Source organism: Beduini massiliensis, from assembly GCF_000829905.1.
GTDB classification, from domain to species: Bacteria; Bacillota_I; Bacilli_A; order Erysipelotrichales; family Coprobacillaceae; genus Beduini; species Beduini massiliensis.
Window position 1 is genome coordinate 197586 of the sequence record NZ_CDPP01000002.1, and the last position, 26323, is coordinate 223908.

A 26323-nucleotide genomic window follows, 5' to 3' on the forward strand; every position below is an offset into this window, starting at 1 on the left:
TCATTTTCTATTTTAAACTTCCATCATCTTTTAATTCACGATAGGCTTGTTTTATTCCGCTTTTAACCGCCAACTTTACAACAAAATACAAAACGACAAATAAAAGCACTGCTATTCCTATACCTATGCCGACATTTATATTAAATAGATTGAACATCATCATCCCTCCTATACACTTTATTTCTTTAATTTTACTAAGTAATTATTATAGGCATTTATTTGTTTTTCATATTATAAAAGCAGCTTTCATCATTTATAACTTCTTTTAATATCTCTAGATGCTCATCGTTAAACGGAATATAGATGGAACTCTTTTTAAAGATTAACACAATAATATCCTTTACAGTAACACAGTAAAGAAGATTATCCCAATAGTACTTTACATTACAATCCATGATGTATTCTTCATCAATGATAAGGGTGAGTGTATCCTCTGCATACTTCACGCGTTTAAAAGAAGTCGCTATAATATAATAATTGACTAAAGCTAAAAACAACCAAACGATGCCTAATATTATACAGATCACTTGCATTATCACTGTAAAACCATGATCATCAGGGGATTGCAAAGAATAAAAAATAAGAGCAAATATAAAAAATAAAGTGGATTGTAAAAGAAGTGTTTTGAAATTTGAAGATGCTTTCGGAATCTTTTTTAATTTCTTTATTCTTTTTTTATTCATGAACAATCCTAAGGCGATATCCAATTGTTCTTTATTTCGATCATTATTATAATTTAACTTATACATAAAATTCCTCCTTAAGCCAAATTTAATTCATTATATTGGGTTTAAAATATCTTATAAATTCACCTTTTTTAAATAATTTCAAAGCTTTAAAATATTTCTAGTTTTATTTTATCATAGAAAATCCATATCACCAATCAATTCCAAAGAAAGATGATTTATATATTAAGTTATAAGAAATAAAAAACTATTTATCAAACGGGATATACATCTATAACGGATGATATCTGTAGTAATAGCTCTATTCCCTTAAATATCGTACTTATTACTTATCTTTTCTTAACTTAAATAAATATATTCCTTTAATACTGTTTAAACTTTCATAACAATATATTACTACAATAGATTCTATTAGACCTAAAAATAAATTCATAAAAATATTTTTAATATAAATGCCTAAAGATAATAATATTTATATTCTTTAGGCAGATTCAATTATTGCGCTTTTTTCATTTTTTTCTTAAATGTTTTATTTAAAAGAATTGGGTATACACATACAATTAGTAAAGTTGAAGTGCCCCAACATAATGGATTGATATAGATCATCCCCGTAAATCCTAATGGATAAACAAGAAAATAAGTTCCCAAACATCTCACTATAACTTCTAATACACCCACACCTAAAGGAATTGAAGACTGTCCTATTCCTGTCAGCACAAAACGAACAATAAAATTCACACCTAAAATAAAGTAACAACAAGAGGTAAATGAAATATATTGTACACCTAAGCGAATTACATCTACTTCACTTTCATTGACAAATAATGTCATAAACTGACGACTAAAAAGTTGAGCAAAAACCATTACTATTAGGCTCAAGATAACTGTAATTTTTAGCATCGATTTTGCTCCTTGACGAATACGGTCAAACGAATTATTTCCATAATTTTGCGCAGAGAATGTTGAAATCGCAGTCCCAAATCCTGATAACGTTTGCATCATCAAGGAATCCATTTTATAGGCTGCAGTATAAGCAGCAACCTCATAACTTCCTAACGTATTCAAAGCTGATTGTACAACTAAAAAACTAATAGCTAATAACGATTGAAAGAAAGCCATGGGTAACCCAATTTTAATTTGTTCTTTTATATAATCAAGGCGAATTGCATAATCGTCTTTTTCGAATACTAAAATATCTAATTTCTTTTTCATATAGATAAAACATAGAATACAACAAATCAATTCTGAAAAAACGGTTGCTAAAGCTACACCGGCAATTCCCATTTGACAAACAATAACAAAAATTAAATCTAATATAATATTTAAAAGAGCTGATAAAATGAGAAATAGTAAGGGAACAACACTATTGCCATGAGCCCTTAAAATAGCTGACTCATAATTATAAATTGAAGCAAAAATAGATCCTATAAATATAATAGTAGAATAAGTTAATGCTCCCGACATTAATTCATCTGAAACATTAATGATTTTAAACAAAGAATGATTTAATAATAACCCTGCAATCATAACAGAAATTCCTGTAAATGCTATTAAATAAAAACCATTCACAATGGCCCTCTTTGTTGCCCTGGAATCATTTGCTCCAACTTTTTGAGCAATTACAATAGACAGACCACTAGATAAACCTATAGCTAATCCTAATAATAAATCAATGACTGGCGTAGTTGCTCCAACCGAAGCTAAAGCCAAAGTGCTGACATATTTTCCTACAATGATGGTATCCACCGTTGTATATAATGTCTGAAATAAATTGGCAATAATCAATGGCAGTGCAAAAAAAATAATAACTTTTAACGGTTTTCCTTTAGCTAAATCTATAGATGATAACATTGATAGTTTTAAAGTATTCATAAAATTCCCTCCTCAACAATATTTTAGATAATTAATTTTCTGTTGAGAAATATATATAATTCATAATACTATAACTCCAAGTTATATCTTACTGGTAAAAACAATCAATAAATATTATAATTTAGATAAGGAGGTTAATTATGAAATTAGAAGTCTTTGAATATTTAATTGCAATAGAAAAATATGGTTCTTTAAACAAAGCGGCAAATAATTTATTTGTTTCTCAGCCGAATTTAAGCAATGTTATTAAAACATTTGAAAATGAACTTGGCTATCCTGTAATTTACAGAAATCATCAAGGAGTTCATTTTACAGATAAAGGCAAACAAGTCTTACTGATTGCACATAATATGGTGAAAGAAAAGGAAAAATTAATGAACCTTAACTTAGATCATCAAAAAATAGCGTTTAAAATCTCTATTGGTAATGGAGATTATGCATTGTCGCCTATCTATTATTTATTAAAACAACAGTCTTTTCAAGATGAAATAAACATTACTATTGTAAATTGTGCTGTATGGGAATCTCTGGAAAATGTCTATAACCAAATTATTGATATAGCTTATTTTATTATTCCTAAATCTATGAAACTGGAAATTGAAAAATACAGTGAGTCACATCATTTAAAATTATATCAAATAATAGAATCAACTTGTCAAATCGAACTTAGGAAAAATCACCCCCTATTAGAAAATTTTTCTAAAGAAGGTTTATGGAACTATCCATTTGTCGATTTTGTGAATCAACGTCCGAATGCTTACGAAGAATACCAACAATATATTAATCCACACAAAATCATCGAAGTAGATCATCATTCTTTAAGAAAGAAGATTATTTGTGAAACTGATGCCTTTTCTATTGGCTTACCCTCATCCGACCCTATTCAAAATCATTCACACACTGTAGGTATCCCTACTCCTGAATTAAAAATGTATATTTGCGAAGTGCGCCGGCAAAGCGATAAAGATCACCTGTTATTCAATCAGTTGCGCAATATTATAGAAAAAAATTTAGGAAAGATATATCTATAAATATAATATATGAAGATAGATATATTCCTATAGGATTTTATTAAATCATTTGTATGAATCCTTTATTTTTATATACAGGAGAAGTTCAATGAAAAAGTTTTTAAATCCTAATAGGCATCTTGTGTTGCTACGTATGAAATTGCTCAATGATTTTTTATGCCAATGTTACAGTTGGGAGTCTCTTTTTACTCCTGCTATTTTGCGTTCAACGCCTTTTTATTATTTTATCATGTAAATAAAAAAAGCATAAGTTAAGACATACGTTCTTAACTTACACCATTTATATTACACTCTCTGAATTCTTATCTATATGATTTTTATAATCATTAATGATATCCATAATAGATTGTGGTATTTCGTCTTCATGGCTATCAATATAATCTACTAGTTGCATAATGGCTTCTGCAATTACAACTACTGCTGTTTTATTATCACTATCAAACTCTGTCATTGCTTTCCACAATTCAACTGGACACTTCCCCTCTTGTTGTAATTTTTCAATTTCATCACAAACATCTCTTCTTAAAGCTAACAACTGCTGTGGCTTCCTTTGTCCATAAGCTCCTTCAATAAGACTTTTTAAAGTTGCCATATTAATCCTCTCCAATCTTTATTAACTTAAATTAGTATAAATTTATCACAAATAATAAATACTTATAAGTTATTATTTTTATAAAGATGTATAAATTAATCCTTACTTTTCCTTTCGCCTTCACCTCAACCATTAATAACTTAATAGCTCAGGTGGAGCCGGCGGGAATCGAACCCGCGTCCAAAAACAGTCCCTCTAAAGCGTCTACAGTTTATCTTATTGAATGAGTTTAACTAAGCTACGATCAATAAGCAATCTTTCACTCAGCGATCCTATTGATTTTCGTAAAAAGGAGCTAGGCAATCCTTTTTCTTAACTCATAAGTTATGATACTAGCTGCTAAATTATGAGTAAATCCAGCAGTAGCATGCCAAAGTCTATGTCGACTTAATTAGGCAAATGAATAATTTGTTCTGTTTCCAGTTATTTGTTTGTGCACGTAACGTGTGCCGCCGACTGCAGCTAAAGTCAGACTTGTCCCTGTCGAATCCAAGACGACCCCATGTATGCGGATAACCGCATATGAATTATAGCACATTCATTGAAACGAAATCAATAAATGTTCTTTAAAGCTTTTTCAATATCTCTTTTCGCATCTTTTTCTTTTAACGACTGACGTTTATCAAATAATTTCTTCCCTTTTGCCAAAGCAATCTCCACTTTCACTTTACTTCCCTTACCAAAATAAAGCTTAGTAGGTACAATCGTATATCCACCCTCTTTAACTTCTTTTGCCAATTTAACAATTTCTTTTTTATGCAATAGAAGTTTTCTTGTACGTAAAGGTTCATGGTTAAAGATATTTCCTTGTTCATAAGGGGCTATATGCATATTTTCTAAAAAGGCTTCATCATTCTTAATACGAATAAAACTATCTTTTAAATTCGCACTCCCTTTGCGAACAGATTTAATTTCCGTTCCCTGTAAAACAATTCCTGCTTCAAAAGTATCTTCAATGAAATAATCATGATAAGCCTTTTTATTTTGAGCTAAGATTTTCATTTTGATCCCCTCCTGCTTCTGCCTTTATTGTTTGGTCGCTTTGAACGAGAAAATAAATTACGTGAGGCAGATGTCCTTTTTTTATCCCCATTCCTGCGATGAACAGGTTCTTCTTTAGGTTTTCGTTTTTTCTTTTTACTATCGATAATCTCAAAATCAATCTGACCATCCAGCTTAGAAGCATTAATTACTTTAATACGTACACGATCTGACATACGATAAGTGTTTCCGGTTCTTTCTCCAACTAACTGAAGATATTGGGCATCATAATGATAATAATCATCTTTCAAGGTCGAGATATGCACCAAACCGTCAATTGTATTAGGCAATTCCACAAATAATCCGAAAGCAGTCACCGAAGAAACGATTCCGTCATACTCCTGACCGATACGGCTTTGCATATATTCTGCCATTTTCATATCCATGACATCACGCTCACAGTTTACCGCATCAATCTCACAATTCGATGAACTTTCCGCTAACTGTGGTACCACTTCACTAAAATGCTGAATCGTCTGACCGTCTAATTTTTGATCAAACACATATGTTCTGATTAAACGGTGTACTAATAAATCCGGATAACGTCTGATGGGTGAAGTAAAATGTGTATAGTATTCGTCTGCTAACCCATAATGCCCTAAACATTGCGCATCATAGCGTGCCTTTTGCATACATCTTAACAGCAATGTTGAAATAACGCTATGCTCCGGCTTCCCTTTTGCTGATTCAATCAGCGAACTCAATTCTCTTGGATAAACATGATCCAGTGATCCTTTGATCTTATAGCCTAAAACGCTGGCTATTGTAGCGAAGTTCAATAATTTCTTTTTCTTAGGGTGCTCATGTACACGATAAATAAACGGTACTTGCAGCCAAAAGAAATGTTCTGCTACGGTTTCGTTGGCAACCAGCATAAACTCTTCTATAATACGTTCACTGATGCCTCTGGTTCTTAACACAACATCTGTTGGTTTTCCCTTTTTATCAACAATGACCTTCGCTTCATCGACATCAAAGTCAATAGCCCCTTTTTTATTACGTTTACTTCTTAAAATAATAGCCAGTTTCTCCATTTGGAAGAATAACTTATGAATATCTTCATAACGTTTTGTAGTAGCCTTATCTCCGTCTAATATTTTATTCACATTATTATAGGTCATTCTTTCTGTAGAATGAATCATCGTTGGCAAGATTTGATGATCCACTACATCTCCTGCCGAATTGATCTCCATGATACAAGAAATAGTCAGTCGATCAACGTGCGGGTTTAATGAGCAGATTCCGTTAGAAAGTTTATGTGGAAGCATAGGAATGACGCGGTCAACTAAATAAACCGAGGTTCCTCTGCTGACTGCTTCTTTATCAATCTGACTTCCTTCTTTTACATAATGCGATACATCCGCAATATGTACCCCTAACTGATAGTTCCCGTTTTTAAGTCGTTTCAAGCTAATTGCATCATCTAAATCTTTCGCATCATCTCCGTCAATGGTGACAATTAATTCATCACGTAAGTCCACACGCCCCTCTTTGTCTTTAGCCGCGACAACATCCGGAATGTGTTCTAATTCTGCCATCACTTCCTCATTAAATTCTGTCGCTAAATCATAGCGTGCCACCACAGAAAGAATATCCACTCCGGGATCATTACGGTGACCTAAAATCTGCACCACTTCTCCCATGATGGGCTGTTCAAAACTTGTAATTTTTGCGACTACTTTATGACCTTCCATAGCTCCTTTGCGGTTTCCACTCAACAGAACTAAAGACCCAAATTTATTATCATCTACAGACACATAGAATTTTCCATGTATCTGCTTCACTAATCCAACAACTTGCTTTTGTCCTCTTTCAATGATTTCAATGACTTCTCCTTCTAACGAAGACCCTCTTTGCTTTCCATCAATCTTAATTTTAACTTTATCATTATTTAAAGCACCATGCAGATTTTTTTCACCGACGTAAACATCATCCAAATCGTCTCCCACTCGTATGAACCCAAAACCACGAGGATTTAACTGAACGGTTCCAATTATAATACCGGTACGATCAGGTAAAAAATAACGATCCCCAATGCCTCTGACAATCGCTTTTTCATCCTCCAACTTTACTAAGCATTTTACCAGTTCTTTAAATTTATCCGTTGTATCAAATCCTAATGCTGTAGCTAGTTCGTCTACATCCATTCCTAAATAATCCTCTGCTGCCAACCAATCTAATATTTGCTTTTCCATAACATCCCTCCTTCAAAAAAAAATAGGACTGTATTGTCCTATTGTTTACCCCATTTGGATTAATACTGCCAACACAAAGAAAGCAATACCGAACCCAACTGTTAATCTTGTTAAAACTAACTCTGATCCTCTTTCTTTAGTTTGTGCGAATAATGCCGAACTTTGTCCGGTCAAAGCGCTGACGATTCCCTCAGATTTCCCGCTTTGCAATAGAGATAATACAATAATTGCAATACATACGACTACCATTAATATATCTAACATGATCGATCCTCCTAAATACTAATTAAAACTCATGTGAATTTCTTGATTTACTAGCATTGTCATAATACCATATCTATTTTTAAATTTCAACCATTTAAAGGGCAAAAAAAGAAGCGATTAAGCTTCTTTATAATCGATTCCGACAACATAATACAATTCCGTATCTTTCACGACAGTAATCACCATAGAACTCTTTAACGACGATGTCGGCATACCACCGCTCACTTGCTTGTAGGTAATATCGATACTGATATCAAAGCATGGTTTATCTTTATCTTCTTCACTTTCCAAGCGAAATTCAGATTCTGAAACACCATTGATGACATAGTTATCTACTTCCGGAAGCAAACTGATTCCATATTTATTTGCGTAATCTGTAAAGTTTGCATAATAGTCACGCAAAGCAAAGGAAGCAAAGTCCTGACGAGAATCCGGCCAAACATAATTCAATCCGCCAATGTCTTCACGTTTTGTCTTATTTGACCAGGTAAAGAAATCAGTCGCAAAATAAGCGGCAGCATAGGTCATTTCTTTTTCCTGATCTCCTGATTGGTTAGCCGCTTCCAATTGTTCAAATATTTCCTTCATTTTATCCGTAGGGTTCGTTGATAATGTATAATTTAATCCATCATCTACAGGCTGCTGAACAGTTGGCGGATTGCTTTCTCCTTGATTTTTAAGATACATCACTGCTACTACTCCGAATACGACACAAACACTTAAAATGGAAACAATAAGAATTTGCAACTTTAACTTTGATTTTTTATCTTTTTTCATGATTCGTTTAGTCCTTTCATATGCTCTGGCACGTCGACGATAATAATCGATCTGCTGCTTATTTTCTTCATTAATCTGTGTAGATAAATCTTTTAAAGTATGAACATCAGGTTCCGGTTCACTTAAGACCGGCAATTTATCACTATGAACAAAGAGGTTAATGATGGTTAATAACGGACGATAACGACGGCTGATCATCTGTGTATACTCTACAAATAACTCAAAGGCGACAACTAGTACAACGAATAAAGCAATCGCAGCTTTTTTATCAAATAGGTAAATGTAAGATGAAAGTGAAAATAAAACAGTCGCACCGTATAATATCAACACACTCTTTTTTTGTCCTAAATTTAAGTTAAACATTAATTGATGATGCAAGTGTTCACGATCTGCATCAGAAAATTTCTTCTTCCTTAGCTTACGCCTCAATATTGCCATGATTGTATCCATAATCGGAACAGCTAAGACGATAATTGGCGCTCCTAATGTAAAAAAGGCAGAACTCTTATATCCAAACCCTAACAGTGAAATAACTGAGATCATAAAGCCTAAAAACAAGGCACCGTTATCCCCCATGAAAATAGAGGCAGGATGAAAATTATAGAAGAGAAAACCAACTGTTGCTCCTGCCAACAATAATGAAAGAGCGGCAATATCAGTTCTCCCGAAATGTAAGCTGGTAAGAGATAATGTGACTAACACAATCGTTGAAATCCCTGAGGATAATCCATCAAGTCCATCAATTAAATTGATAGCATTGGTTATGCCGATAATCCATAGATACGTAATCCCTATCGAAATCCATTCGCATATATCGCCGGGAAGATATGGAATCGTAATTCCTCTCAGCATGATCTTTCCATAAAAAATAATGATCGATGCGGCAATAATTTCTACGAATAACTTAACTTTAGGACTGACATCATGAATGTCATCATACAATCCGATGATAAAGACAAGAAAACTTGAAAATAAAATCGAATTAATCTGCACATCGGTTTTTAAGAATATATAAGCACAAACAATAAAACTGATATATATGGCATAACCGCCGATTCTCACGATTCGTCCATTATGAATTGTTCTTTCATTTTGTAAAGCGATGATATTAAGTTTATCTCCTACGATCTTTACAATAGGAACGAGGAGTGCACTGAGGATCATTGCCACTATAAATGATAATATGATTTCAATTTTCATTCTCATGCCTCCTACTGTATGTCATTATACCATATATTTTATCGTGAACAATGTGAAATAATCGAAAATAAAAAAAGGGGAATACTCTCCCCCAGTCTTACAGATTATTTTACGTAATGTAAATTATTTAACATAACGCCGCATCCTTCAGCAACACAATCTAAAGCATTGTCTGCTACGAATACCGGTACATTTAATTCTTTTTCCAATAACGCATCTAGTCCATGAAGCAATGCTCCACCACCGGTTAGGAAAATACCACGGCTAACGATATCCGCTGCCAATTCAGGCGGTGTTTTTTCCAATACTGATTTTGCAGCAGCAACGATAGTATTACAATTTTCTCTTAATGCCAGTTCAGTTTCATCGGCACTGATTTCGACAGTATGAGGAAGTCCGGTTACTAAGTCACGTCCTCTGACTTCCATAACTTTATCTTCTCTTCCGCCTCTTACAGCAGTTCCGATTTCAATTTTGATTTGTTCTGCTGTACGATCACCGATTAATAATTTATACTTATCTTTTAAATAATGAATAATTTCTTCATCCATACGGTCTCCCGCAATTTTTAAAGAGGTACTTGTTACGATATCGCCTAAAGATAAGACAGCAACATCTGTAGTTCCCCCACCGATATCAATTACCATATGTCCGGCTGGTCTTGAAATATCCAATCCTGCTCCAATTGCCGCTACTTTTGGTTCTTCTTCGATAAATACACGTTTAGCGCCACAACGTTCAGCAACATCTTTAATTGCACTTTTTTCAATAGAAGTAATATTAGAAGGACAGCAGATCAAGATTGTCGGTCTTGAGAAAACACCTTTTAAATTTAATTTATTGATAAAATGAGTGATCAAGATTTCAGTTACTTGGAAGTCGGCAATAACCCCGTCTTTTAAAGGACGAATAGCTTGTACACGTCCCGGTGTTTTTCCTAACATTTCTTTTGCTTCAGCTCCAACTGCCAATGCCTTATGTGTTTCAGCATCCATTGCCACAACTGAAGGTTCATTAACGACGATTCCTTCGCCTTTAACATAGATTAATATATTTGCAGTACCTAAATCGATACCAATTTCTTTTGAAAATCCCATGATTTTTTCCTCCTATGAACCTATTTCTACAGTATTATATCATATACCATATCTAATAATCTAGCAATAAGAATAATAAAAAGAATCATTTTTTGTTCATACACTAAAGATTCATTTGATAGATAGTATTAAATACTACTTTAGTATAATTCTTTTATTAAGGTTCATTCACAAATACAGTAAAAAAACTCTGATCCCACAGAGTTTATTTTTTGATGTTGCGATAAGCACATTTTCTTCTGATTTTTAAAACTTGATCTTCGCCGGGAAAATGATAAGGATTGAGTCCGCTTTCTTTGAAACCTTTTATAATATCTTCAGCATCGGCAATGACTTCTTCAAAAATCATGGTGCCATACATCTGTGGAGGCAAGACATAAATAGGTTTATTGGGAGACTTTTTCTCTACTAATTCTTTGATCCATAAGCGAAGATGAGGACACACCATCGTAACATCATATTCCTCCACTTTTTTTGCTCCATCTGCTATCCCAGCAACATTAATAGGAAAAAAATCAAATGAATATTCGTTTTCCAATCCTGCTTCCTTGCATGCTTTCTGTAATTTCTGACATAAAAAACTTGATGACATTCCTGCTCCGCAGCTAATTAAAATCTTAATCATTTATTTTACCTCTTTCATCTAAAATCATAATGGATTCCAATCAAGAATAGATAGGCATTCTATTTGTTTGAACCGATTATTCCAGTTCACCAATATACACAAACCACACTTTTCTCACTGGTCCACACTGCTTATTTCTCGGGTTTCTTCGTATTCTTCAGCCTCACTTGCCAAAATGATACCACCCCATAAAAATTTTTAATCCATTATACTGCTTCTTCTCTTAGTATAACAGAATCAAGAAAAAGTTCTTAACAATAAAAGAAAGCAGTTTCAAAATATGAAACTGCTTAAGATAAGTTCGGATATTTCTTTTGATAACAAGAAGATAAATAGTGAATAAACATTAAAAATATATAATATCCATACTCATAATCTTCATGGTCTCCGCAAACTAAGATTTCATCTATATATTCCGCAAATTTTATATCTTTTGTCAAAGTCAATAATACAATTTTAACATGCCTTGCTTTTGCTTCTTTTAGTTCACTGATGATTTCTTGAAGAAAGTTGCCCCGCACAGATAAGATGATAATTAAATCTCCCTGTTTTAAGGATCTGATGAGATCTATTTGTTGTTTAATGTGCGTATAAGAATAGACTTGTTTATTCAATTCCATTAAAAACAACTGCAGCTGAAAGGCAATTGCGTGAGTGACCGATACAGCATTAATACTGATTATATTGGCTGAATGAATAAAAGAGAGTATTCGGCTTAACTGTCTTTCATCTAAAAGATCAGCAGAATGATCAAGGGAATCTTTGACCTTTTCTTTATAATCAATAAGATTATTCATTTCCGGCATGTAATAAAATATTTCTTTAAATTGATTTGACCATTCCAAATTGTCTCGCAGCTGATTAAAGTTTTTATATCCTAAATGCCTGACAAAACGTGAAATAGTGGCAGTAGACACATAGCATTGATCCGAAATCTGATAAATGGTCATGTCTTGCATCTCTTTTAGATGATGCAGCATATATTCAGCAAGAATATGATCCGTTTCATTTTCACTGCTTGTATTAATAATATTTAATAATTGAATAATAATAAATTTCACCTTGACCACCTCTTATTCACTATATCATAATTCAATAAAAAAAGTTAGAAACTAATTTTCTAACTCTTCTTTGCTTATAATTCTTTTGTTGTCTTATCAAAGCATTTTTCCGGATTTAAAACATTGCCGTTCTTTTCCACAATCATGTGTAAATGATTCCCAAGATCCGCTTCGTAAAGATTTTCTCCTGTCTTACCTAACACATCGCCTTGTTTTACTTTAGCGTTAAGTTCTACCGTTACTTCTGACATACTTTGATAAGTAATCGTGACACCGTTATCACTTTCGATGGATACACATAATCCAAAGATCGGATCTTCTTTTTTGCTTGTTACGGTTCCGCTTAAACTTGCTAATACTTCAAATGCTTTATTATTGCTTGTAAAATCGGCACCTTGATTAGGACGATAAACACCTTCAAATAGCACTAAAGATTTCCCTTGTTTTTCAGCATCGTCGCTTTGGTCATAGAAACTTCTTGCTACTTGTACTTCACCTGCATATGGTTTAGCGATTTTTTCCTCTGTTTTTGTTTCTGTTTCCGTTGGTGTAGGATTCATGGAAACAACGGGGATATCTCGGTTATTTTCATTAAATTTTTCATAAACCACTAATCCCGTTAAGAAAACAAAGACAGATAAACAAAACAATAAACCAATTTTATATGTTTTTTTATTCATAATTTCACCTCATAAACAGTATTTCCATTATGAATAAATTTATTCTACAATTTACAAATTTCCACGTTTTGATAATAGTAAGCAAGGATTTCCTCATAATCGTAGCCATTCATTGCCATTCCGTTGGCACCGTACTGACTCATTCCTACCCCATGACCGAATCCAACCGTATTAAATGTATACTGATCGCCATCATAACTGATTTTAAAATCCGTTGAAGCTAAATTCAGCAACTCTCTTATTTCCCTGCCACTGTATATTTGATCATTGACGCTGACTTCTTTTACGCGTCCGCTGTCATAATGAGAGACGATATGAATATCTTCAATATCCTGATTGAACGCCGCTTTCATTTGTTCAGCGGTAAAACTCATTGTACGTTCAATATTGGGACAAATAGATAATTCCCATGTACTGTCTACTGAGCGTAAATAAGGAACACTGCTGGAAGCAAAATAATCTTCACTGTTTTCTGTTTTCCCATTTGAACTTGAAAAAAACAAAGCAGAGATATAATTATTATTGTATTTCATCACTACATTATGAGTAGAACTTACGATATTTTTTAAGCGTTCATATTTTTGTTCAAATTCATCTTTCCAATTATTCTTCATCTGTTCAACCGTTAAATAGACCTGCGTATTCGTCGTTGTATCTACCTTTAGTCCTCTTGAAAAAGCAAAAGTACGACTGGCAACTGTTTGGGCTTTTAAAGCTTCATCTTCAAATGACAAAGGCATCTCTCCGGCGACAACCCCTACTAAATAATCATCTAATGCTAAATATTGAACACTTCCGTCCTTTTGAGTAACTTCAACTTGGTACTCACTAGGAAGAGCAGTTTTATCATTGCTGTCACTTAATTGTTGAATATCCGGTTCTTTAGCATGGGATTTATCTGGCTTTAAATATAAGGAATAATTAATCCATGCAAACAACAAAGCTAACGCTCCTAATCTCATAAATATCTTTTTCAAATCATCACCCGATTCTTATTGTCATAAATTCGAGTATAAATGAAGCGACTAAATAAGCTAAAGCAAAACACATTAAGATAAAGAGGGTGTTAAACTCTCTTGCTTTATTCTTTTTTAGAAAACGAGCAAAGTCTATACAGCTTAAAGCATAGAAACTCACCATTACACTTCCTATATACGTCACTAATTTTATGATTGAATATACCATCATTATTCCTCCTTTCTTTCGTTTTATAAAAAAATTATCCCCCATTGGGATAATTTTATAAGTTTTTGACGTGAATACGATTCAGAGCTTTTCTTAAAGCAATCTCAGCACGAATAACATCGCCGTCTTGACTCTGCAAACGTTTTTCTGCACGTTCCTTTGCTTGTTTAGCACGTGCTAAGTTAATTTCTTCTTGACTTTCGATCGAATTGGCTATGATTGTCGTTTCATCATTTCCGACATATACAAAACCACCGCCAATAGCATAGAAAGTTCTTTGATTATTTTCTACGAAGTTCATTTCCGAAATTTCAATAGCACTGGCTAAAGGCAAATGATGTGCTAAGATGCCCATTTGTCCTCCGGTCGTTCGAATGTTTAAGATATTCACATCTTTTTCTGCGTAAACACCACTCGGAGTTACGATTTTTAAATGAAAGGTACTCATCATTGCACCTCTATTCTAATGTTTCAGCTTTAGCGACAGCTTCTTCGATAGATCCTACGTTATGGAATGCCTGTTCCGGTAAATGATCCCACTTACCTTCAAGGATTTCTTTGAAGCCTTTAATGGTATCGTCAACATGTACATATTTACCTTCCATTCCGGTAAACTGACTGGCAACGGTAAATGGCTGTGACAAATAGTTACGTACACGTCGAGCACGTGCAACCGTTAATTTATCTTCTTCACCTAATTCATCCATCCCTAAAATGGCGATAATATCCTGCAGCTCTTGGAAACGCTGCAAGATTTGCTGTACGCCATGTGCTACTTCATAATGTTCTTTTCCTACAACCAGCGGATCGAGCGCACGTGATGATGAGTTCAATGGATCTACTGCGGGATAGATTCCTAACGCAGCAATCGAACGATCCAATACAACTTTAGCGTCTAAGTGAGCAAAGGTTGTTGCCGGAGCCGGGTCTGTTAAGTCATCGGCTGGCACATACACGGCTTGTACTGAAGTGATTGATCCTTTTTTAGTTGACGTAATACGTTCCTGCAGCTGTCCCATCTCCGTCGCTAAAGTAGGCTGATATCCGGCTTGTGAAGGTACACGTCCTAATAAGGCAGATACCTCAGAACCGGCTTGAGTAAAACGGAAGATATTATCGATGAACAATAAGACATCTTGTCCCTCTTCATCACGGAAATGTTCTGCCATTGTCAAACCTGTTAACGCTACTCTTAAACGAGATCCAGGTGGTTCGTTCATTTGTCCGAACACTAAAGTTGTTTTATTTAAAACACCGCTTTCTTTCATTTCATAGTAAAGGTCATTTCCTTCACGTGAACGTTCACCAACACCGGCAAACACAGATAATCCACCGTGTTCTGTTGCGATGTTGTTGATGAATTCCTGGATTAATACCGTCTTACCTACACCGGCACCACCGAATAATCCGATTTTTCCCCCTTTGATAAAGGGACAAATCAAGTCAATAACTTTAATCCCTGTTTCAAGGATTTCTGTTTCCGTTCTTTGTTGTGAATAGTCAGGAGCCTGACGGTGGATCGGCATCATCTTGACACCATCTCTATCAAATTCCTGATCATCAATCGGCTGTCCTAAAACATTGAACATACGTCCTAATGTTTTATCGCCAACCGGTACACGGATCGGCGCCCCTGTGTCAAGAGCATCGATTCCTCTGGTGAGTCCGTCTGTCGGACCCATGGCAATACATCTAACAATATCTTCACCGATATGGCTAGCAACTTCGACAACAAGTTGGTCTTGTCCATTCATGATCTCAATGGCAGTATTAAGCAAAGGCAAATGATTTGCTTCAAACTGCACATCGACAACGGGTCCAACGGCACGAACGACTTTTCCAATATTTTTTTCAGACATCATACCGCCTCCTTTTATTGAGCATTAGCACCGGCAACGATTTCTGAAATTTCATTCGTAATCGCTGTCTGTCTTGCTTGATTGTATTTTAATAATAGATCTTCAATTAATTCTTCTGCATTATCGTTTGCATTTTCCATCGATGTTCTTCTTGAAGCATTCTCACTGGTAATCGATTCTACCAAATAACCATAGATAACTGCCTGTAAATACATTGGAATTAATTGTTCCAATACTGCTTCCGGGCTGGGTTCAAATAATGTTTCTTTATTTGCGTGACTGCTTTTAACAAATTTATCAGCCGTCACTGGCAGCAATGTCACAGCATGAGGAACGTAACGCAGATTATTAACAAATTCTGTATAAATAATTTTAATATGACCAATTTTCTTTTCTAAGTATAAGTTTTTCAGCTCATTGACCAAACGTACGATTTCATTAAAATCCAAGGTCTGATTGACGTGCATATAACTCTCATTGACAGAAGCGAAACTTCTTTTTAATGAACTATAGCCTTTTGTCCCGATCGTATAAACCAAATCATCTGCTTTGATTTCTTCCAATGCCAGTTTGATGACATTGGCGTTATATCCCCCACATAATCCTAAACTGGAAGTGATCACGATATAAACAGTTTTATCAACATCATTCTTCATTAAATAAGGACTGTCACTTTGACCCTGACTTGACTCTAGGATTTCTGCAACTGTTGAACGAACGGTGTTATAGTAAGGCTTTAATTGATCTAATTGATTTCTTGTTTTTCTTAATTTAGAAGTGGCAACTAACTCCATCGCTTTCGTGATTTTTTTAGTTGATTCGACCGAGCGAATACGACGCTTGATCGTCTGCATTCCAGCCATAAGCCGCTATCCTTCTTTTTCGGCGGTTTTTACGAATCTTTCCGCAAAAGTTCCGATAGTTTCTTTTAGCTTCGCTTCTAATTCAGGTGAAATGGCTTTTTCCACTTTAATTTCCTGAATATAGTCATCATGATTTGACGCTATTTCTTCCAACAGTTCATCCATGAATAAATTAATTTTAGTTACCGGAATTTGTTTAGTAAAGCCATGTTTTAAGGCAAACAGCGTGATGACCTGAGTTTCTACACTGCGTGGTGAATACTGTGCCTGTTTTAACACTTCACGTACTTTTTGACCATGATCCAATACTGCTTTTGTTGCATTATCCAAATCTGATCCAAATTGAGCAAAGGCTTGCATTTCCGCAAACTGTGCTAATTCCAGTTTCAATGATCCCGAAACTTGTTTCATTGCTTTGATCTGTGCAGCCGATCCTACACGAGAAACTGATAATCCGGTATCAATTGCCGGTCTGAATCCGGCATTAAATAAATCCTGCTGCAAGAAGATCTGTCCATCTGTTATCGAAATAACATTCGTCGGGATATAAGCAGAGATATCACCGGCTTGTGTTTCAATGATTGGCAAGGCAGTGATTGATCCTCCACCCATTTCATCATTTAAACGGCAGGCACGTTCCAACAGTCTTGAATGCAGATAGAATACATCCCCTGGGTAAGCTTCACGTCCCGGTGGTCTTTTTAATAATAAAGACACAGTACGATAAGCAACGGCATGTTTCGATAAGTCATCGTAAACAATCAAAACATCTTTTCCTTTATCCAGCCACTCTTCTGCAATCGCACACCCTGCATAAGGGGCAATATATTGTACCGGAGCCAATTCTGAAGCAGATGCCGATACAATGGTCGTATAATCCATTGCTCCGCCTTGACGCAGTTTTTCAACGATTTGAGCAACAGTTGAATTCTTTTGCCCGATTGCAACATAAACACAATAAATATCCTGACCCTTTTGGTTTAGGATTGTATCGATCGCAATCGCTGTTTTACCTGTTTGGCGATCGCCGATGATCAACTCACGCTGACCACGTCCAATTGGAATGATCGCATCAATTGAAGTGATCCCTGTTTGAAGGGGGACACTCACTGACTTTCTTGTCATAACCCCTGGGGCTACTCTTTCAATTGGTCTTGTTTTATTTGTCAGGATTGGTCCTTGTCCATCAATCGCTTGTCCTAATGGATTCACAACACGTCCTAACATTTCATCTCCGACCGGTACTTCAATGATCTTTCCGGTACGTTTTACTTCATCGCCTTCCTTGATCTCATCACTTTGACCAAGCAATACGGCACCTACATAATCTTCTTCAAGATTCATAACCATCCCATAGACTTCATGTGGGAATTCCAACAATTCACCCAGCATGGCATTGTCTAATCCATGGATCAATGAAACACCGTCTCCGATTGTCATGACTTTTCCGATATCTTTTGTTTCAACGACTTCGTCATAACGTTTGATTTGTTCTTTTATGATTGAACTGATTTCATCTGGTCTAAGACCCACTCGATCCACCTACTTTCTAAGCAGCTCATTTTTCAATAAGCTCATTTTATTTTTGACTGTTCCATCAATCACATGATTTCCAATCACCACTTTGATACCGCCGATCAGACTTTCATCAATCTTTGGTGTCAAAACGATCTTTTTATTCATCTTTGTTGATAAAACATGTTCCAGTTTTTTTATTTCCTGTTCAGCTATCGGCATGCTTGAATAAAGCATTCCCTCTTTAATCCCTAAATAATCATTCGTCAAAGAATGATAGGCTTGAATAATCTCCGACAGAGAACCCATTCGGTTTTTATCAATCAGTAATTTGATAAAGTTCAATACATACACAGATATGCTGTTACCAAAAGCTTTATCGATTGTTTCTTTCTTTGCTTTTTTATCCACATTAAAATGCATAAAAAAGCTTGATACTTCTTCATCTGAGCAAATGATATTCTTCACTAAGGCTAAATCTGCTTCATAGCGTTCGATCTTTCTTTCTTCTTGAGCCAGCTCAAACAAGGAAGAAGCATAACGCAGTGCTACGGACTCCATTAGTTCACCAAATCGTCGATAAATTCATCGACCATATCTTTATTTGTTTTTTCATCGACTTCTTTATTCATTACTTTTTCCGCAACTTCAAAAGCAACCTCAATGATCTCTTGTTTCATTTCCTCTTTTGCTTTTAATTTTTCAGCTTCGATTTCTCGATCTGCCTGTTCAATCTTTATTTTAGCTTCTTGTGCTGCTTCCGCTAAGATTCCTTCTTTTACTTTAGCCGCATCTTCTTTCGCCTTTTGAATTGTCGCACGATATTCTTTGGCAGCTTCTCGTGCCTGCTGCTCGCTTTCTTGTACAAAGACTTTCGCCTGTTCATTCATTTGTCGAGCTTCTGTAATATTTCCTTCAATCGCTTCAGCTCGCTTAGCCATATATTCTCTGATCGTGCTCCATAAGTATTTCTTGAATACTAAAAGCATGATACCTGTTGAACATAGCTGTACGATCAATGTCGTGATATTCGGGAATAATTTTCCGGCTATATTGATATCCATCTTATTCCTCCTATTCTAATTAATGATGATTAATAAACGAATAATAGGATGAAGGCGATCAATAACCCGTAAATCGCTACTGTTTCTGATAAGGCAATCCCTAAGATCATCATCGTACGAATTTTTCCTTCTGCTTCTGGGTTTCTTCCTACTGCTTCAACTGCCTTACTTGCGGCAATCCCTTCACCGATACCGGTTCCTAATCCGGCACATACTGCGATTCCTGCAGCGATCGCGATTAATCCAACGTCTGTCATTTTTTAAATCCTCCAATATTGTTTTTATTTTGTTTTATTCTTCTGCTTCAATAGCAATCAGAATACATGAGAGTGTTACGAACACTAACGTTTGAATACATCCTGCAAATACATCAAAATAAACATGTAGTACAGGAGCTAAGATTGGTCCGACAAAGTTAAACGGAATGATTTTGAATGAAAGCCACCCGGTAAAACTATACACCAACCCCATTAAGATGGTTCCGCTTAAAATATTACCAAATAAACGCATAGATAATGAAATAAGCGGTGAAATTGCTCCTAAAATATTGGTGGGCGGCCAAACTAATTCTTTGATGTAGGTCAGTCCACCTTTCTTTTTAATAGCGTTGTATTGTATTAATGTAAATGTAATCAAAGTGATCGCTAATGTGATTGAAAAATTGGATGTCGGCGAATCAAACCCGATCAATCCACTTAAATTGGCACACACTAAGTACACAAACATCAATGCGAAATAGGGGTAATAATTTTTCGCAAATTTTTCCGGCATAATGGATGCCATATAATCTTGCACTGTACGTACACCTACTTCACAAATTAAGACGACTCCTTTAGGCTTTTCCAAAGGGTCCGCTGCTTTGATCTTTCTTCCCGCATAAACGCAAAAAAGGCAGATTGCGGCCATGATGATCAAAGAAAATATAAGTTCTGGCTGAATGATGATGTGAATATCCGCTAACATCAAACGCATTGTATTCACATACCCTCACCTCGCTTTCTAATCCTATAATCATAATAGAATATAGTCAATTTTATCATAAAATAGCCAATTGTTACAGTAAATATGTTAAAAACTGAAGGGAGTTTTACAGCTAGAAAAAATCCAAAACCATAGACGATCATTTTAATTAGATAACTAAACATGACGATCATTGCGGAAATCTTGCTTCTAAATAAAAGAATGTTGTCAACAGTAATCGTAATAATCTTAAAAATGATTAAATTGATCCCATACCCCAAGCCTAATCCAAGAACATAGGATATTTCCCCAAATAACAAACCCACTATTGCTGTGACTGCCGCCACTGTCAAAAAGACGGGGATTGATTTTTTTACAATGGCTTCTTCTTCCTTCACTTATTTCCCTCCTAATCGCAGAATTTGTTTAAAACTGCTTACGATTCCTAACGCACTTCCTAACAATATTCCGATTGGCTTGATTCCAAAATAATGGTCAACTGCCAGACCGATAAAGACACTAAGAATCAAAACGCCGAATATTTCCCAGCCGATTCCCAGTGCCAATACGATATACTTCCAAATCTTATTCTGTTCCAAAGATACGATCCCCTGCATCGCCAAGTCCCGGCAAAATATAACCCTGTTCATTGAGTTTTTCATCAACAGCACAGATATAAAGATCTACATCCGGATGAAGCTGTTCAATCAGCTTGATTCCCTCAGGAGCTGCCACTAAACATAGGAACTTAATATGTTTGGCACCTTTTTGTTTAATACTGTCTAATGCTTTTGCCAAACTTGATCCGGTTGCCAGCATCGGATCTAAAACAATGATCATATCTTCATTGATTGTACTGGGGAAATTGGCATAGTATTCCTTTGCTTCTAAAGTCTCTTCATCACGTTTCATCACAATATGTCCGACTTTAGCATTGGGAATTACCGATTTCATTCCATCTAAGAAACCTAATCCGGCTCTTAAAATAGGCACCAGAATTACATCTTTAGCCAGCATTTTTGTTGAGGTCGACATTAAAGGGGTTTCGACTTCCACCACTTTTGTTGGTAAATCTTTCGTCACTTCATAAGCGGCAAGCGTCGCGATTTCTTTAAGATTTTCTGCGAAATCTTTGCATTTAGTCTCTTTATTACGCATGATTGCCAATTTATGAGTAATCAATGGATGTTCAATAACAAATGTTGCCATGGTGTCCTCCTTTCTCTATAAATAAGTTAATCCTTCATATAAAGGATATTTATCAGTCAACGCTTTCACACGACGGATACATTCTGCTTTTACTTCCTCAGTTTCTTCACTTTTCAAACGATAGGCAATGATCTTTCCAATTTCAATAAAATCTTCTTCAGTAAACCCTCTGGTTGTCATTGCCGGAGAGCCAACACGGATTCCACTTGCTTTAAATGGTTTCTCTGTATCAAATGGTATCGCATTTTTATTGACCGTAATATGAATTTCATCTAATAAGCGTTCTGCTTTTTTACCGCTGATCCCACAGCTGGCATTTACATCTATTAATAATAAATGATTATCCGTTCCATCTGAAACTAATCTGAAGCCTTCTGCTTTTAAAGAATTTTCCAACGCTTTAGCGTTCAACACTACATTTTTAACGTATTCTTTGAAGCTCGGCTTTAGCGCTTCGCCAAAGCAAGCAGCTTTAGCCGCAATAATATGCATTAATGGTCCACCCTGCATTCCCGGGAATACAGCTTTATCAATGGCTGCCGCATATTTTTGCTTACACATAATCACTCCACCACGAGGTCCGCGTAATGTTTTATGTGTCGTTGAAGTAACAAAATCTGCATAAGGAACCGGTGATTGATGATAACCTGTCGCTACTAAAGCGGCAATATGTGCAATATCCACCATCAGCATGGCTCCGACTTCATCTGCTGCTTCACGCATTTTTTTAAAGTCGATTTCTCGGCTGTAGGCACTTGCCCCGGCAACAATCAACTTTGGTTTAAACGCCAAAACTTTCTCTTTGAAGGCTTCATAATCAATTGTTTCGGTATCTCGGTCTACACCATAGCTTTCAAATTCATAATTCATTCCGGAAAAATTTAGAGGATGACCATGTGTTAAATGCCCGCCATCAGCTAATGACATACCCAATACACGATCTCCGTTTTTTAAGACTGCCAAATAAACAGCGGTATTTGCCTGCGCCCCTGAATGCGGCTGAACATTGGCATATTCACTGCCAAATAATTCACACAGTCTCTCTTTTGCAAGAGATTCAACCGTATCCATGTTTTCACAGCCACCATAGTAACGTTTCCCCGGATACCCTTCCGCATATTTATTTGTAAATACGCTTCCGGCTAATTCCATAATTTGTTTTGATACAAGATTTTCAGATGCGATCAGCTCAATATTTTCTCTTTGACGCATCAATTCTTTTTCTACTGCCTCAAATACTAATTCATCTCTAAAGTCATTCATCCTAAATCCCCTCTCGTTTTTATTGTTTTTCAATAGCCATCATTTTTTCGATACGCTGATCGTGACGTCCTCCCTCATAATCAGTATGAAGCCAAGTATTTAATATTTCTAAAGCTAATCCTTCTCCGATCACACGTCCGCCCATGGCAATCATATTCGTGTCATTATGTTGACGTGTTGCTTTAGCACTGAACAAATCGTGTACTAAGGCACAACGAATACCATCGACTTTGTTAGCGACAATGCTGACCCCGATACCTGTTCCGCAAACGACGACACCACGTTCACATTCTTTATCTGCTACTGCTTTTGCTGCTTTGTAAGCATAATCCGGATAATCCACACTTTCTTCACTGTTTGTTCCAAAATCGATAACCTCATATCCTTGAGCAATCATCGCTGCTTTTAATACCTCTTTAAGGCGATATCCGCCATGATCACATGCAATCGCTATTTTCATTTCAGTTCCTCCTCAATCATTTCAATCGTGATTCTTCCTTGTCTTAATAGTTTAATTTCATCCGTAGTTAAATCTACCACACTGCTCGCCTGGAGATGACCGCATTCTCCCTCTACGATAAGCGGAATACGACCATTCAGCTGTTTTAGTACCTCTTTTGTCGTTGTGGTACTGGGCTGATGCGAAATATTTGCACTCGTCACATACAATGGTTTTCCTGTTTTTCGTATCAATTCACGAACAAACACATCGTCCGGTATACGAATGCCAATCGTTCCTTTTTCTTTTTTACTGTTTAGGATAACCGTAATATCTCCCGGCATAAATTTATCTATAATCAATTGGTCCCGATAGGAGACATAAACATACTGGTCAAGCTCTTCTTTATCTGACAGCATCAATGTAAAGCGCTTTGACATATCCCGCTGTTTTGCTTCAATCAAGCGCTCTATCGCTATTTTTGAATCATATATAACGCCTAATCCATAGACTGTCTCCGTAGGAAAAGCAACTACTTTTTCCTGCTTTAAAGCAGTCACAACAGCGTCTATTTCCGCTCTTTTTTTGATTTGTGTTTCCATCGGCTTCACCTCTAAGACATCATATCATAAATAAAATAAAAAGGGAATTTTAACACAAAATTAATAGACAACAAAAAAAGCACACGATGTGCTAGTCAAACAAACCGCCAATAAATGATTTTGGCTTTACCTCTACCTCACAGTAATCCTTTTTTAATTCACCACTGATGCTTTTTCCTTTTCCTTCACCGATGACTAAAACCAATTGATTATTCACATAATTCATCTGTGGATAAAGGATGGTCAAATCTTCCATAACTTCTTCTTCGCTTACCCCTGTAATCATTTCCTGATAACTTTTAATAATCTCATTTTTATATTGATACATCTCTGCGATATCTTCTTTTGTATTTGAATTTGCTACAATGCTGAAAGTTTTGGAAGATGTCGGATTAGATAATGTCATTCCAATTAAAAAGGTACAAAATATTTTTCTGAACATGTTTCTCACCTCATTTGGATTATGACCACTCCTTTATTTTTTAAACCTCATCAAAATAAAAATAAAGAACTTTATTTCTTTTGGCAAAGTTAATACGTATAATAAAGTCAGATCATAAAACCGATTGGCAAAAATGGTCGAGAGACTATTACCGGGAGAATCTATAATAGAAAATGTAAGGAGGGATGGATATGCAAGAGCAAATTGAAGCGGTACAGCGTATGCAGGATTATATTGAAACCCATTTACAACAAGATATTACCCCTGCCGATTTATCCAAAGTGTCTTTGTTTTCTCCTTGGTACTCTCGGCGCTTATTCATCAAACAATTAGGGCTGTCTCCCTCAGACTATATTCGTAAGCTAAGATTGTCAAAATCTGCGATCAGACTGCGTGATCAGCCATGCAAAATTATTGAAATTGCATTTGATTTAGGTTTCAAAAGCGTCGATGGCTATCAGAGAGCTTTTTTGCGTGAGTTCGGCTGTAATCCCAGTGAATACGCTGCCCATCCGATACCGATATATTTATTCGTTCCTTATGGCATTAAATTCAGACATATCGAAAGGAGAATACCGATGTTAGATTCAAAAAATATTTTTATTCACGTCATTGATAAGCCATCTCGCAAAGTCATTATCAAAAGAGGCCTCCAAGCAAAGGATTACTGGTCTTATTGTGAAGAAGTAGGATGTGATGTTTGGGGCCTTCTGCAAAGCATTAAATCAATAAACGGGGAACCGATTTGCCTCTGGCTGCCTGAGCACTATCAGTTACCCAACACGTCTCAATATGTACAAGGAGCGGAAGTCTCTTTGGATTATAATGATATCATCCCTGAAGGTTTGGATATCATCGAATTGCCCGCTACTAAATATTTGATGTTTCAGGGAGAACCGTTTAACGAAGAAGACTATTGTGAGGCGATTGAAAGCGTTCAATCTGCAATCGAAAAATATGATCCTGCTGTGATTCATTATCAATGGGATCATGATCAGCCTAAGATTCAGCTCGAACCGATTGGAACAAGAGGTTATATAGAGTTAGTGCCTATAAAATAAAAACATCCCCGATAACGTTGTATGTTATCGGGGAATAATTATACTTTCAGCTTTCTTGTTTGCAGTGCTTTTACTGTCGCTAAACAAATAACTATGGCCAACAGGATTTCCAAAATACCATTTGTCATAATTGTTGTCAGCAAAACTGTAACCAAAGCAGAATACTCAATACCTCTTGCCACTGCATAAGCAGAACCAAAGAAAAGGTAGATTCCCATCAGTACCAAAAGCGTATTGCTTAATGTTCCTATAAATGCACTTAGCATGATACTGCGAGTTTCGTTTTTATCAGAAGTAAGTTTTTCATAAATCCATCCACTGCTCCACCCCAGCAATATTCTAGGCAAAACAGCAATGATTAAACTATATCCATTTCCACTCACATTTCCCACCGTAATAAACGGAGAGAACACAAAAGAAGTTAAGGTGGGCTGCAATGTATTCATTACTATTGAACTAATACCAAATAAAGCTCCCATTATCATGCCTTCTTTTTTACCTAATACCATTGCCGTGATCAAAACCGGAATATGCATTGTCGTAATACGTAATCCCCCGAATGGAAGATACCCTAATGGGGTCCACATCATGATGACCAAAATAGCCATCATCATCGCTAAAAAAGCCATTCTAAAAATTTTTTTGTTTTTCATCAATTCCTCCACTATCGCTCCTCTTAGGATGCCATGCGATTTTTAATATTGCCTTTTATTTAGAAGGTTAGTGTCTTTTGATCACTA

Annotated in this window: 32 protein-coding genes and 1 other RNA gene; 2 read left to right on the forward strand and 31 right to left on the reverse strand. The window is 35.7% G+C overall.

Features of this window, described 5'->3' with window-relative positions:
* Nucleotides 1–7: 7 nt before the first annotated feature.
* The 3 genes from BN1225_RS14665 to BN1225_RS14240 all read right to left on the reverse strand — a co-directional run bounded on the left by BN1225_RS14665 (nucleotide 8) and on the right by BN1225_RS14240 (nucleotide 2558).
* Nucleotides 8–157 carry a DUF6019 family protein gene (locus tag BN1225_RS14665; RefSeq protein WP_156133039.1) on the reverse strand — a complete coding sequence of 50 codons (150 nt, stop codon included), beginning with the start codon at nucleotides 155–157 and terminating at the stop codon, nucleotides 8–10.
* Between the two features lie 58 nt (nucleotides 158–215).
* The gene (locus BN1225_RS01005; protein ID WP_041137968.1) at nucleotides 216–749 is read right to left on the reverse strand and encodes a hypothetical protein; all 534 of its coding nucleotides are present in this window, start codon (nucleotides 747–749) and stop codon (nucleotides 216–218) included.
* A 432-nt stretch (nucleotides 750–1181) separates the two neighbouring features.
* The gene (locus BN1225_RS14240) at nucleotides 1182–2558 is read right to left on the reverse strand and encodes an MATE family efflux transporter (protein WP_082029228.1); all 1377 of its coding nucleotides are present in this window, start codon (nucleotides 2556–2558) and stop codon (nucleotides 1182–1184) included.
* Between the two features lie 140 nt (nucleotides 2559–2698).
* Here BN1225_RS14240 and BN1225_RS01015 point away from each other — a divergent pair, with 140 nt between their 5' ends.
* Nucleotides 2699–3589 carry a LysR family transcriptional regulator gene (locus BN1225_RS01015; RefSeq protein ID WP_074434781.1) on the forward strand — a complete coding sequence of 297 codons (891 nt, stop codon included), beginning with the start codon at nucleotides 2699–2701 and terminating at the stop codon, nucleotides 3587–3589.
* Nucleotides 3590–3869: 280 nt separating this feature from the next.
* On the opposite strand, the gene BN1225_RS01020 is transcribed toward BN1225_RS01015, so the two are convergent.
* The 27 genes from BN1225_RS01020 to BN1225_RS01145 form a co-directional block, all read right to left on the reverse strand.
* Nucleotides 3870–4181: a hypothetical protein gene (locus tag BN1225_RS01020; protein WP_041137969.1), complete on the reverse strand. Its 312-nt coding sequence runs from the start codon at nucleotides 4179–4181 to the stop codon at nucleotides 3870–3872.
* Nucleotides 4182–4331: 150 nt separating this feature from the next.
* Nucleotides 4332–4683: a transfer-messenger RNA gene (ssrA, locus tag BN1225_RS14245) on the reverse strand.
* Between the two features lie 50 nt (nucleotides 4684–4733).
* On the reverse strand, nucleotides 4734–5183 hold the full coding sequence (smpB, locus tag BN1225_RS01025; protein WP_041137970.1) for an SsrA-binding protein SmpB: 450 nt from the start codon (nucleotides 5181–5183) through the stop codon (nucleotides 4734–4736).
* Nucleotides 5180–7417, reverse strand: a complete 2238-nt coding sequence (rnr, locus tag BN1225_RS01030; RefSeq protein WP_041137971.1) for a ribonuclease R — start codon at nucleotides 7415–7417, stop codon at nucleotides 5180–5182. Before rnr ends, smpB begins: the two co-directional genes overlap by 4 nt.
* A gap of 45 nt (nucleotides 7418–7462) precedes the next feature.
* A complete protein-coding gene (secG, locus tag BN1225_RS01035) occupies nucleotides 7463–7681 on the reverse strand; it encodes a preprotein translocase subunit SecG (protein ID WP_041137972.1) in 219 nt (72 codons plus the stop codon).
* A 117-nt stretch (nucleotides 7682–7798) separates the two neighbouring features.
* Nucleotides 7799–9658 carry a hypothetical protein gene (locus BN1225_RS14250; RefSeq protein ID WP_074434783.1) on the reverse strand — a complete coding sequence of 620 codons (1860 nt, stop codon included), beginning with the start codon at nucleotides 9656–9658 and terminating at the stop codon, nucleotides 7799–7801.
* 104 nt (nucleotides 9659–9762) lie between these two features.
* On the reverse strand, nucleotides 9763–10755 hold the full coding sequence (gene mreB / locus BN1225_RS01045) for a rod shape-determining protein (protein WP_041137973.1): 993 nt from the start codon (nucleotides 10753–10755) through the stop codon (nucleotides 9763–9765).
* A 205-nt stretch (nucleotides 10756–10960) separates the two neighbouring features.
* Complete coding sequence (locus tag BN1225_RS01050) at nucleotides 10961–11380, reverse strand: PTS sugar transporter subunit IIB (protein WP_041137974.1); 420 nt, start codon at nucleotides 11378–11380, stop codon at nucleotides 10961–10963.
* A gap of 290 nt (nucleotides 11381–11670) precedes the next feature.
* Nucleotides 11671–12441 carry a MurR/RpiR family transcriptional regulator gene (locus BN1225_RS01055; protein ID WP_041137975.1) on the reverse strand — a complete coding sequence of 257 codons (771 nt, stop codon included), beginning with the start codon at nucleotides 12439–12441 and terminating at the stop codon, nucleotides 11671–11673.
* Between the two features lie 74 nt (nucleotides 12442–12515).
* Entirely contained in the window at nucleotides 12516–13121 is a 606-nt protein-coding gene (locus tag BN1225_RS01060; protein WP_041137976.1) for a M23 family metallopeptidase, read from the reverse strand.
* A 44-nt stretch (nucleotides 13122–13165) separates the two neighbouring features.
* Nucleotides 13166–14083 (reverse strand): stage II sporulation protein D, encoded by a 918-nt coding sequence (gene spoIID / locus BN1225_RS01065; RefSeq protein ID WP_197066513.1) that lies wholly within the window; start codon nucleotides 14081–14083, stop codon nucleotides 13166–13168.
* A 19-nt stretch (nucleotides 14084–14102) separates the two neighbouring features.
* The gene (locus BN1225_RS01070; RefSeq protein WP_147551246.1) at nucleotides 14103–14309 is read right to left on the reverse strand and encodes a DUF1146 family protein; all 207 of its coding nucleotides are present in this window, start codon (nucleotides 14307–14309) and stop codon (nucleotides 14103–14105) included.
* Nucleotides 14310–14361: 52 nt separating this feature from the next.
* A complete protein-coding gene (locus tag BN1225_RS01075) occupies nucleotides 14362–14754 on the reverse strand; it encodes a F0F1 ATP synthase subunit epsilon (protein WP_041137979.1) in 393 nt (130 codons plus the stop codon).
* A 10-nt stretch (nucleotides 14755–14764) separates the two neighbouring features.
* A complete protein-coding gene (gene atpD, locus BN1225_RS01080; protein WP_041137980.1) occupies nucleotides 14765–16165 on the reverse strand; it encodes a F0F1 ATP synthase subunit beta in 1401 nt (466 codons plus the stop codon).
* A 14-nt stretch (nucleotides 16166–16179) separates the two neighbouring features.
* Complete coding sequence (gene atpG, locus BN1225_RS01085; RefSeq protein ID WP_041137981.1) at nucleotides 16180–17028, reverse strand: ATP synthase F1 subunit gamma; 849 nt, start codon at nucleotides 17026–17028, stop codon at nucleotides 16180–16182.
* Nucleotides 17029–17034: 6 nt separating this feature from the next.
* A complete protein-coding gene (gene atpA / locus BN1225_RS01090) occupies nucleotides 17035–18561 on the reverse strand; it encodes a F0F1 ATP synthase subunit alpha (RefSeq protein ID WP_041137982.1) in 1527 nt (508 codons plus the stop codon).
* A 9-nt stretch (nucleotides 18562–18570) separates the two neighbouring features.
* Nucleotides 18571–19104, reverse strand: a complete 534-nt coding sequence (locus BN1225_RS01095) for a F0F1 ATP synthase subunit delta (protein ID WP_041137983.1) — start codon at nucleotides 19102–19104, stop codon at nucleotides 18571–18573.
* Entirely contained in the window at nucleotides 19104–19607 is a 504-nt protein-coding gene (atpF, locus tag BN1225_RS01100) for a F0F1 ATP synthase subunit B (protein WP_041137984.1), read from the reverse strand. The genes BN1225_RS01095 and atpF overlap by 1 nt, the downstream gene beginning before the upstream one ends.
* A gap of 29 nt (nucleotides 19608–19636) precedes the next feature.
* The gene (gene atpE, locus BN1225_RS01105) at nucleotides 19637–19864 is read right to left on the reverse strand and encodes an ATP synthase F0 subunit C (RefSeq protein ID WP_041137985.1); all 228 of its coding nucleotides are present in this window, start codon (nucleotides 19862–19864) and stop codon (nucleotides 19637–19639) included.
* Between the two features lie 34 nt (nucleotides 19865–19898).
* Nucleotides 19899–20579: a F0F1 ATP synthase subunit A gene (locus BN1225_RS01110; RefSeq protein WP_052466207.1), complete on the reverse strand. Its 681-nt coding sequence runs from the start codon at nucleotides 20577–20579 to the stop codon at nucleotides 19899–19901.
* A 5-nt stretch (nucleotides 20580–20584) separates the two neighbouring features.
* Nucleotides 20585–20965, reverse strand: coding sequence for a hypothetical protein (locus BN1225_RS01115; RefSeq protein ID WP_052466175.1), 381 nt, complete (start codon nucleotides 20963–20965; stop codon nucleotides 20585–20587).
* Nucleotides 20966–21166, reverse strand: a complete 201-nt coding sequence (locus BN1225_RS01120) for an AtpZ/AtpI family protein (RefSeq protein ID WP_041137986.1) — start codon at nucleotides 21164–21166, stop codon at nucleotides 20966–20968.
* Nucleotides 21153–21776: a uracil phosphoribosyltransferase gene (gene upp / locus BN1225_RS01125; protein ID WP_041137987.1), complete on the reverse strand. Its 624-nt coding sequence runs from the start codon at nucleotides 21774–21776 to the stop codon at nucleotides 21153–21155. Before upp ends, BN1225_RS01120 begins: the two co-directional genes overlap by 14 nt.
* Nucleotides 21777–21791: 15 nt before the next feature.
* Nucleotides 21792–23039: a serine hydroxymethyltransferase gene (locus BN1225_RS01130; protein WP_041137988.1), complete on the reverse strand. Its 1248-nt coding sequence runs from the start codon at nucleotides 23037–23039 to the stop codon at nucleotides 21792–21794.
* Nucleotides 23040–23058: 19 nt separating this feature from the next.
* Entirely contained in the window at nucleotides 23059–23499 is a 441-nt protein-coding gene (gene rpiB, locus BN1225_RS01135; RefSeq protein WP_041137989.1) for a ribose 5-phosphate isomerase B, read from the reverse strand.
* Nucleotides 23496–24080 carry an L-threonylcarbamoyladenylate synthase gene (locus BN1225_RS01140; protein WP_041137990.1) on the reverse strand — a complete coding sequence of 195 codons (585 nt, stop codon included), beginning with the start codon at nucleotides 24078–24080 and terminating at the stop codon, nucleotides 23496–23498. Before BN1225_RS01140 ends, rpiB begins: the two co-directional genes overlap by 4 nt.
* 91 nt (nucleotides 24081–24171) lie before the next feature.
* Complete coding sequence (locus tag BN1225_RS01145) at nucleotides 24172–24522, reverse strand: hypothetical protein (RefSeq protein WP_041137991.1); 351 nt, start codon at nucleotides 24520–24522, stop codon at nucleotides 24172–24174.
* Nucleotides 24523–24713: 191 nt separating this feature from the next.
* On the opposite strand from BN1225_RS01145, the gene BN1225_RS01150 reads away from it, so the two are divergent.
* Nucleotides 24714–25583, forward strand: coding sequence for a helix-turn-helix transcriptional regulator (locus tag BN1225_RS01150; RefSeq protein ID WP_041137992.1), 870 nt, complete (start codon nucleotides 24714–24716; stop codon nucleotides 25581–25583).
* A 38-nt stretch (nucleotides 25584–25621) separates the two neighbouring features.
* On the opposite strand, the gene BN1225_RS01155 is transcribed toward BN1225_RS01150, so the two are convergent.
* Nucleotides 25622–26236: an ECF transporter S component gene (locus BN1225_RS01155; RefSeq protein WP_041137993.1), complete on the reverse strand. Its 615-nt coding sequence runs from the start codon at nucleotides 26234–26236 to the stop codon at nucleotides 25622–25624.
* Nucleotides 26237–26323 lie beyond the last annotated feature (87 nt).

Coding starts and splice junctions, on each gene's coding strand:
- atpE (WP_041137985.1), bottom strand. CDS start 19,864: ATGACAGACGTTGGATTAATCGCGATCGCTGCAGGAATCGCAGTATGT.
- smpB (WP_041137970.1), bottom strand. CDS start 5,183: ATGAAAATCTTAGCTCAAAATAAAAAGGCTTATCATGATTATTTCATT.
- BN1225_RS01145 (WP_041137991.1), bottom strand. CDS start 24,522: ATGTTCAGAAAAATATTTTGTACCTTTTTAATTGGAATGACATTATCT.
- BN1225_RS01050 (WP_041137974.1), bottom strand. CDS start 11,380: ATGATTAAGATTTTAATTAGCTGCGGAGCAGGAATGTCATCAAGTTTT.
- BN1225_RS01060 (WP_041137976.1), bottom strand. CDS start 13,121: ATGAATAAAAAAACATATAAAATTGGTTTATTGTTTTGTTTATCTGTC.
- BN1225_RS14665 (WP_156133039.1), bottom strand. CDS start 157: ATGTTCAATCTATTTAATATAAATGTCGGCATAGGTATAGGAATAGCA.
- upp (WP_041137987.1), bottom strand. CDS start 21,776: ATGGCAACATTTGTTATTGAACATCCATTGATTACTCATAAATTGGCA.
- BN1225_RS01095 (WP_041137983.1), bottom strand. CDS start 19,104: ATGGAGTCCGTAGCACTGCGTTATGCTTCTTCCTTGTTTGAGCTGGCT.
- BN1225_RS01075 (WP_041137979.1), bottom strand. CDS start 14,754: ATGAGTACCTTTCATTTAAAAATCGTAACTCCGAGTGGTGTTTACGCA.
- BN1225_RS01155 (WP_041137993.1), bottom strand. CDS start 26,236: ATGAAAAACAAAAAAATTTTTAGAATGGCTTTTTTAGCGATGATGATG.
- secG (WP_041137972.1), bottom strand. CDS start 7,681: ATGTTAGATATATTAATGGTAGTCGTATGTATTGCAATTATTGTATTA.
- atpD (WP_041137980.1), bottom strand. CDS start 16,165: ATGTCTGAAAAAAATATTGGAAAAGTCGTTCGTGCCGTTGGACCCGTT.
- rnr (WP_041137971.1), bottom strand. CDS start 7,417: ATGGAAAAGCAAATATTAGATTGGTTGGCAGCAGAGGATTATTTAGGA.
- BN1225_RS01020 (WP_041137969.1), bottom strand. CDS start 4,181: ATGGCAACTTTAAAAAGTCTTATTGAAGGAGCTTATGGACAAAGGAAG.
- BN1225_RS14240 (WP_082029228.1), bottom strand. CDS start 2,558: ATGAATACTTTAAAACTATCAATGTTATCATCTATAGATTTAGCTAAA.
- BN1225_RS14250 (WP_074434783.1), bottom strand. CDS start 9,658: ATGAAAATTGAAATCATATTATCATTTATAGTGGCAATGATCCTCAGT.
- BN1225_RS01005 (WP_041137968.1), bottom strand. CDS start 749: ATGTATAAGTTAAATTATAATAATGATCGAAATAAAGAACAATTGGAT.
- BN1225_RS01110 (WP_052466207.1), bottom strand. CDS start 20,579: ATGCGTTTGATGTTAGCGGATATTCACATCATCATTCAGCCAGAACTT.
- mreB (WP_041137973.1), bottom strand. CDS start 10,755: ATGGGATTTTCAAAAGAAATTGGTATCGATTTAGGTACTGCAAATATA.
- BN1225_RS01150 (WP_041137992.1), top strand. CDS start 24,714: ATGCAAGAGCAAATTGAAGCGGTACAGCGTATGCAGGATTATATTGAA.
- BN1225_RS01130 (WP_041137988.1), bottom strand. CDS start 23,039: ATGAATGACTTTAGAGATGAATTAGTATTTGAGGCAGTAGAAAAAGAA.
- BN1225_RS01140 (WP_041137990.1), bottom strand. CDS start 24,080: ATGGAAACACAAATCAAAAAAAGAGCGGAAATAGACGCTGTTGTGACT.
- spoIID (WP_197066513.1), bottom strand. CDS start 14,083: ATGAGATTAGGAGCGTTAGCTTTGTTGTTTGCATGGATTAATTATTCC.
- rpiB (WP_041137989.1), bottom strand. CDS start 23,499: ATGAAAATAGCGATTGCATGTGATCATGGCGGATATCGCCTTAAAGAG.
- atpF (WP_041137984.1), bottom strand. CDS start 19,607: ATGGATATCAATATAGCCGGAAAATTATTCCCGAATATCACGACATTG.
- atpG (WP_041137981.1), bottom strand. CDS start 17,028: ATGGCTGGAATGCAGACGATCAAGCGTCGTATTCGCTCGGTCGAATCA.
- BN1225_RS01015 (WP_074434781.1), top strand. CDS start 2,699: ATGAAATTAGAAGTCTTTGAATATTTAATTGCAATAGAAAAATATGGT.
- BN1225_RS01070 (WP_147551246.1), bottom strand. CDS start 14,309: ATGATGGTATATTCAATCATAAAATTAGTGACGTATATAGGAAGTGTA.